Source organism: Gulosibacter sp. (assembly GCF_052090685.1).
In the GTDB taxonomy this organism is placed as follows: domain Bacteria; phylum Actinomycetota; class Actinomycetes; order Actinomycetales; family Microbacteriaceae; genus Gulosibacter.
In genome coordinates this window covers 89,135-96,567 of record NZ_JBQDBE010000014.1, presented here as the reverse complement: position 1 = coordinate 96,567, position 7,433 = coordinate 89,135, and the positions used below count along the sequence as shown (strand labels likewise).

Below are 7,433 nucleotides of genomic sequence, written 5' to 3'. Positions count from 1 at the left end.
AAAATGGCATTAGACAATAAAAGTGCACACTGTTGAGTTCTCAAGAATCGGATACTTCCCGCACGTTCACCCACTGACTGTGGGCTGCTGTCTCGGGAGCAACTTGACTAGGTTACCGGATGTTTCTGCCTTGTCAACTCGGCGTTTCCGCTTTGTTCACCTGGCTCCGGTAGATCGAAACCGTCAGATCTCGAGTCTAGCCCTTGCCAGTCAAGACTGGCAAGTAGGTGACGAATCTTTCAGTTCCAGCATGGCTAGAACGTGTTGATTCAACCGATTTGGTCGCTGCCTTGTGGCCGATTCGCTCTGCAGCGTCTCGCACCTCGCGGCGACAAGAGAAAACATTACGGCAGGGGCACCCCTCGCGCAAATCAGGCCCGAAACCCGGGCGCGTCTTGCTCGGATTTCGGGCCTGATGGGCTAAGTAAATTAGCCGAATTCGCTAGTTGATTACTACACCAACCAGGGTTTTCTTGCCTCGACGAAGGATTGCAACGTTGCCCGGCAAGAGGTCATCGGCGGAGATCGTGCGGTGCTCGTCTTCCACACGGGTGTTATTCAGTGAGACGCCGCCCTGCTTGATTGCACGACGACCGGCACTGAGCGAATCAACCGCCTTGGTGTCAACCAGCACCTGCGCAACTTCGGTACCGACACCGGCCTCGGTGTTCGGAAGTTCGGCTACCGCCTGCTGCAGCGTCAATGCATCCAGTGACCACACATCACCTTGACCGAATAGTGCTTCCGATGCATCGATCGCTTTCTGCGTTGCTTCTTCACCGTGCACCAAGGTCGTCACTGCACACGCGAGCGCACGCTGTGATTCGCGACGGAACGGTTCATCCGCAGTTTTCTGCGCGAACGCTTCGATCTCTGCACGCGTGAAGAACGTAAATACCTTCAAGCGCTCCACCACATCGGCGTCATCGGTGTTGAGCCAGAACTGGTAGAAGGCGTACGCGGAGGTCAGTTCACTGTTGATCCAGATCGCGTTGCCCTCAGATTTGCCGAACTTTGTCCCGTCGGAATTGGTAATCAGCGGCGAACCGAGTGCGTGTACTGAGGCACCTTCGGCTCGACGAACGAGATCAACTCCCCCGACCAGGTTCCCCCACTGGTCCGAGCCACCGGTCTGCATTTCAAGTCCGTACTGGCGGTAGAGCTGCAAAAAGTCGTACGCCTGCAGAATTTGGTAGCTGAATTCGGTGTAGGAGATTCCTGCTTCAGAATTCAGACGCGCAGCCACCGCATCCTTCTTGAGCATCGACCCGACTCGAAAGTGCTTGCCGATGTCGCGAAGAAAGTCGATGGCGGTGAGGTCCGCAGTCCAGTCGAGGTTGTTGACCATCTGCGCGGGGTGCTCGCCACCGAAGTCGAGGTAGCCCTCGATTTGTCCTCGCAACTGGTTGACCCAGTCGGCGACTACCTCGCGCGAGTTGAGGGTCCGTTCCGCAGTCGGACGCGGATCACCGATGAGACCGGTCGAACCACCCACTACCCCAATGGGGTTATTACCCGCGAGCTGCAAACGGCGAAGCAAGAGCAGCTGCACAAGGTGACCGAGGTGCAGGCTCGGTGCGGTCGGGTCGAAACCGCAGTAATACGTGATCGGCCCCTCGTTCATCCGAGCGCGAAGTTCATCCAAGTCTGTGGAGACGTGGATATAGCCGCGCCACTCGAGTTCGTCGAGAATGTGGTCGAACGATGCGTCGTTCTGCTGCCAGGAGAGATCACGTTGAGTCACGTCGCTAACAGTAGCAATTCCCAACCCCGCGAATGGAATCACGCGCTCAGCCATCGAAGAATGCGCTAATCGTCGAGTCGTCCGCGCAATTCAACGAGCTGTTCGCGAACCCGATCGGGCGCGGTGCCCCCTCGTCCGTCACGAGTCGCCACCGAACCATCCACGGTGAGTACCTCGCGCACCTCGGGGGTGAGCAGTTCTGACACGCTCGCGAAGTCCTCATCAGTCAGGCCGTCGAGATCCGTCCCCTTGGATTCAGCCAACTTCACGCAACCCCCGGAGATTTCGTGCGCATCTCGGAACGGCACGTGACGCTTCACGAGCCACTCGGCAATGTCAGTAGCCAATGAGAACCCCTGCGGCGCGAGTTCGCGCATCCGGTCCCCATGGAATTGCATCGTCGCGACCATTCCGGTGAAGGCCGGCAGCAGCATGTCTAGCTGTTCAACGGAGTCGAAAAGCGGTTCTTTGTCTTCCTGCAGATCGCGGTTATACGCCAGCGGCAGGGCCTTTAGCGTGGCGAGGAGGCCACTGAGATTACCGATCAAGCGGCCAGTCTTGCCTCGAGCGAGTTCTGGAATATCGGGGTTCTTCTTTTGCGGCATGATGCTTGACCCGGTCGAGTACGAGTCATCGAGTGTGACGAAGCCAAACTCTTTTGTGTTCCAGACGATGACTTCTTCGCTGAGCCGAGACACATCGATGGCAATTTGCGCCAACACAAACGCATATTCGGCAACAAGGTCGCGGGATGCGGTGCCGTCGATTGAGTTCGGAACGGACCGTGAAAAGCCGAGTTCTTCAGCCACCTGCGTAGCGTCAAGACCAAGGGTGGAGCCCGCGAGCGCCCCCGAGCCGTACGGCGACTCATCGAGTCGACGCAGCAGGTCCCCGATGCGGTCAAGATCGCGAACGAGCGGCCAGGCGTGTGCGAGCAAGTGGTGCGCAAGCAGCACCGGCTGCGCATGCTGCAGGTGGGTGCGTCCCGGCATAATCACGTCAAAGTTCGTTTCGGCCTGCGCCGCAATCGCGTCCACGAGTGCGCGGACCTGACCGGTGAGGCTACGCGCAGTATCGCGAATATACATCCGGATGAAGGTCGCAATTTGGTCATTGCGGCTGCGGCCGGCACGAAGCTTCCCACCGAGTTCGTGACCGGCGACTTCCATGAGCCCGCGCTCGAGTGCCGAGTGCACATCCTCATCCGCTTCGGCCGCGACGAAGGAGCCCTCGGTGACACGCCGCTCGAGTTCGTCGAGCGCGTCGATCATGCCCCGAACTTCATCCTCAGTGAGGTAGCCCGCACTGTGCAGCGCACGCGCGTGCGCGCGGGAGCCTGCAAGGTCGTAGTGCGCGAGCTTCCAGTCGAACTGCGTGGACTTGGAGAGTCGCGCGAGTTCGGGTGAGGGTCCTCCCGCAAAGCGACCACCCCAAAGGGCTCCGTCTTCACTGGCGCGGGATTGCTGTGGCTGAGTCATTGAACGCGGCTCCGTGTAGTTGATTCGATGCGGTGAGGATGATCGGGTCGGGCTGCAGGCTAGTTCCGCAGCGCGATCGGCTCGTTACGTGATTTCGCGAGCAACCAGGCGAGTAGTGCCTTTTGGGCGTGCAGTCGGTTTTCTGCCTCGTCCCAAATCACCGACTGCGGGCCATCGATAACGTCCGCATCAACCTCAAATCCGCGATCCGCAGGCAGGCAGTGCATGAAGATTGCGTCCGGCTTGCCGAGCTTCATCACGTCGTTGGTGACGCGGTAGCCCGCGAAGGCATCGATTCGCTCTTGCCGCTCGGCTTCGAGTCCCATCGACACCCAGGTGTCAGTGATCACCACATCGGCGTCGACCATGAGTTCCTCGATTGACGTGCCGACCGCGATCGAACCACCGTTTTCCGCGGCGATGCGCGTCGAGTCCGCAACCACATCCTCGCGCGGCAGGTAGCCCTCGGGCGAGATCACAGCCACGTGCATCCCCGCGAGCGCGCCGGCCAGCAAATAGGAGTGGCCCATATTGGACAGCCCATCGCCGATGAACACGAGCTTGCGGCCCCTGGTGTCGCCCTTGTGCTCACGAATCGTGAGGAGATCGGCAAGCAACTGGCACGGGTGGAAATCATCGCTCAGCCCATTCACGATCGGCACGCGCGCACCGTCCGCCATCTGCTCGAGCCCCGACTGCGCATAGGTGCGCCAGACCACGGCCGACACCATGCGTTCGAGGACGCGGGCCGTGTCGCTCGGGGTCTCTTTGCCACCGAGCTGGCTGGATGCGGTGGTGAAGATGAGCGGGCTGCCGCCGAGTTCCGAGATTCCCACGTGAAAGGACACGCGAGTGCGGGTGGAACTCTTGTCGAAGATCACGGCCACCGACTGCGGGCCCTCGAGAGGACGAGCGGCAAAGCGATCTTGCTTCAGTGTGGCAGCGAGATCGAGAATCTCGGACTGCTCTTCGGGGGTTACGTCATCGTCGCGGAGGAAGTGGCGAATCATGTCGTCCCTTTCGTTTATAAAAATCGTGGCGGCTATTCGGTCACTTCGGTGCCGAAACCATCCTTGGTAAAAATCTCTAGCAGTGTTGAGTGCGGCACACGACCATCAATGATCGTCGCGTGTTTCACTCCGCCATCAATCGCTTCGAGGCAGGCCTGCACCTTCGGAATCATGCCGGACTCGAGCTTGCCAAGCATCCCGCGAAGCTCATCCGCGGTGATACTCGAAGCCAGCGAAGACCGATCGGGCCAATTGCGGTAGAGGCCCTCAACGTCAGTGAGCATAACGAGTTTCTTTGCCCCGAGTGCAACGGCGAGCGCCGCGGCGGCCCGATCAGCGTTGATATTCAACGCCTTCCGGGGTTGGTCCACATCACTCGCAATCGTCGACACAACGGGGATGCGGCCAGCGGCAATGTCGGCGCTCACGACATTCGGGTTCACCGCGACGATCTCACCCACGAGACCGAGATCGACCGGATTACCCGAAGCATCCGTCGTCTTGCGTTTCGCCTGGAAGAGCCCGGCATCCTCCCCCGAGGTGCCCGTTGCAACCGGGGCGAGGTCGTTAATGGACGAGACGAGTTCGCGCGCGACCTGGCCACCGAGCACCATCCGGACGACCTCGATCGCTTCCTCCGAGGTGTAGCGATATCCGGCACGGAACTCAGATTCAATGCCGAGTCGATCGAGCATCCGCGAAATGTGTGGCCCACCGCCGTGCACGACCACGGGTTTTACCCCCGCGTAGCGCAGAAATGCGATGTCGGAGGCGAAGGCCTCGATCAATTCGGGGTCGATCATGGCGTTGCCGCCGAATTTTACGACGATGATTTCGCCGTGATAGCGCTGCATCCACGGCAGTGCCTCAATGAGGGTCTCGACTTTGGTGGCGGAAGTCGCGTAGCGAGGGTCAACCGACGGGTCGGGCGCGGTGGTCATATTGCCTTTCAACCTATGAGGAGTAGGCGCTGTTTTCGTGCACGTAGTCGTGCGTGAGGTCATTCGTCAAGATGGTCGCGGTCGCGTCACCGGCGTGCAGGTCGATGAGCACGTCGGTAGCCCGCGGTGTGAGGTCGACACTGTCTACCGACTCGTGCGGCGTGCCTGCTTTGCAGACCATGACGCCGTTCATCGAGACGTCGATGGCCTGCGGGTCGAATACCGCGTCGGTGGTGCCGATTGCGGCGAGCACGCGCCCCCAGTTCGGGTCGTTCCCGAAAATGGCTGCCTTGAACAGGTTGGAACGGCTCACCGCACGCGATACGTCGACGGCTTCCTGCTCAGTTGCTGCGCCGACCGTCGTGATCGCAATATCGTGGCTCGATCCCTCAGCGTCTTCCTGCAGCTTCTTGGCGAGTTCCGCGCACACTTCGGTGAGCAGGGTCGTGAATTCTTCGGTGTCGGGGGTGATTCCGGATGCACCCGAAGCCAGCAGCGCGACGGTGTCGTTAGTGGACATGCAGCCGTCGGAGTCGACGCGGTCGAAGGTGACCCGAGTGGCCTGGCGCAGCGCGGCGTCGAGCTGCGCTGATTCCAGATCGGCGTCGGTGGTGATCACCACGAGCATCGTTGCGAGTCCCGGTGCGAGCATGCCCGCACCTTTCGCCATGCCGGAAACCACGTAGCCCTCACCCGCACGAGTGGCGACTTTCTGCACGGTATCGGTGGTGAGGATGCCGTCGGCCGCATTGCTGCCGGCCTGTTCGTCCGTAGCCAGGGCGGGGTACGCCGCGTCCACACCCGCGAGGAGTTTGTCGCGCCAACCCTGGTCGCCCATCCCGATTAGACCGGTGGATGCGACCAGCACGTCACCCGACGCAATTCCGAGCAGCTTGGCGGTGCGTTCAGCGGTGAGCTTGGTGGTTTCGGCACCGAATTCTCCAGTGAAACAGTTCGCTCCCCCCGAGTTGAGGGCAATCGCCGATACGGTGCCGTCACCGATCACCTTCCGCGACCAGGTCACGGGGTGCGCTTCGCAGCGGTTCTCGGTGAATACGGCGGCGGCAGCGGCCGAGGGCCCGTCGTTCACGACGAGCACCACATCCAAACCACCGCTGTCTTTGAGTCCTGCCGCGACGCCGGCAGCTCGAAATCCTTTGGGGGTGGTTACGGTCACGGTGCGACTCCATTGATCGGCAGGCTGTGGGACTCTTCGAGGCCCAGGGCAATGTTGGCTGACTGTACGGCGGCACCCGCGGTGCCCTTGCCGAGGTTGTCCAGGGCACTGAGCACAATGAGGCGCCCGGCACGCTCGTCAATGCCGAAGGCGATTTGGGTGCGGTTCGATCCGGTCACATCCGCGGTGCGCGGGTAGCGGCCGTCTTCGAGCAGTTCAATAAATGGCTCATCGCCATACGCTTCGGCATACACCTCGCGGACCTGAGCGAGGTCCACGCCCTCGCTCAGGCTCGCGGTGCAGGTCGCGAGAATGCCACGCGGCATCGGTACCAACACCGGGGTGAAACTCAGGCGCGTGTCGTGGCCGGATGCGTTCCGCAGGTTCTGGCGGATCTCTGGGTTATGGCGGTGGCCACCATAGGCGTTATAGGGCACCGCGTTTCCAAGCAGCTCGCTCGCGAGCATGCCGACCGAGGCCTTCTTTCCCGCGCCCGAGGGGCCGACCGCGAGCACGGTACTGATTTCATCGGCAGCGATGAGCCCGGCACGAATGGCCGGTGCCAGTGCGAGCGTTACCGCGGTGACATTGCAACCGGGCACCGCGATACGACGTGCCTCGACCAGGTTTTGCCGCTGCTTGCCACCTTCCTGCAGCACCAGCTCCGGCATCCCATACGTCCAGCTACCGGCCCAGTCACCGGGATAGTAGTCAGTCCAGTCCTGCTCGCGTTCGAGTCGGTGGTCTGCTGCCGCATCCACCACGAGCGTGTCTGCCGGTAGCTGGGCCGTGAGTGCGCCGGACTTACCGTGCGGGAGTGCGAGAAACACCACGTCGTGGCCCGCAAGGGCTTCCGCAGTCGTCTGTTCGAGCGTAAGGTCTCCGTAGCTTGCCAGGTGCGGGTGCACGGTTCGGAGTCGCTCGCCAGCCTGCGAATGCGCGGTGACCGTCCGAACTTCAAACTCAGAATGCGTGGCGAGTAGGCGTAAGAGCTCTCCCCCGCCGTAGCCCGAGGCTCCAGCTACTGCTACAGAAAACGTCATACCCACCATCCTACGCCGCGCCCGGAGCGTACCCTTATGA

Annotated in this window: 6 protein-coding genes; all 6 read right to left on the bottom strand. The window is 61.2% G+C overall.

Translation table 11 applies throughout. The annotated features are described in order from the left end of the window. Positions 1–442: 442 nt before the first annotated feature. The gene (gene tyrS / locus ACTHXA_RS10630; protein ID WP_441672158.1) at positions 443–1,744 is read right to left on the bottom strand and encodes a tyrosine--tRNA ligase; all 1,302 of its coding nucleotides are present in this window, start codon (positions 1,742–1,744) and stop codon (positions 443–445) included. Positions 1,745–1,809: 65 nt separating this feature from the next. Next, entirely contained in the window at positions 1,810–3,222 is a 1,413-nt protein-coding gene (gene argH, locus ACTHXA_RS10625; protein WP_441672156.1) for an argininosuccinate lyase, read from the bottom strand. Between the two features lie 59 nt (positions 3,223–3,281). Continuing rightward, a complete protein-coding gene (gene argF, locus ACTHXA_RS10620) occupies positions 3,282–4,232 on the bottom strand; it encodes an ornithine carbamoyltransferase (RefSeq protein WP_441672154.1) in 951 nt (316 codons plus the stop codon). 32 nt (positions 4,233–4,264) lie between these two features. Continuing rightward, positions 4,265–5,173, bottom strand: coding sequence for an acetylglutamate kinase (gene argB, locus ACTHXA_RS10615; RefSeq protein WP_441672152.1), 909 nt, complete (start codon positions 5,171–5,173; stop codon positions 4,265–4,267). A 13-nt stretch (positions 5,174–5,186) separates the two neighbouring features. Further along, entirely contained in the window at positions 5,187–6,350 is a 1,164-nt protein-coding gene (gene argJ, locus ACTHXA_RS10610; protein ID WP_441672150.1) for a bifunctional glutamate N-acetyltransferase/amino-acid acetyltransferase ArgJ, read from the bottom strand. Beyond that, the gene (argC, locus tag ACTHXA_RS10605) at positions 6,347–7,393 is read right to left on the bottom strand and encodes an N-acetyl-gamma-glutamyl-phosphate reductase (RefSeq protein WP_441672148.1); all 1,047 of its coding nucleotides are present in this window, start codon (positions 7,391–7,393) and stop codon (positions 6,347–6,349) included. The genes argJ and argC overlap by 4 nt, the downstream gene beginning before the upstream one ends. Between the last annotated feature and the right edge of the window lie 40 nt (positions 7,394–7,433).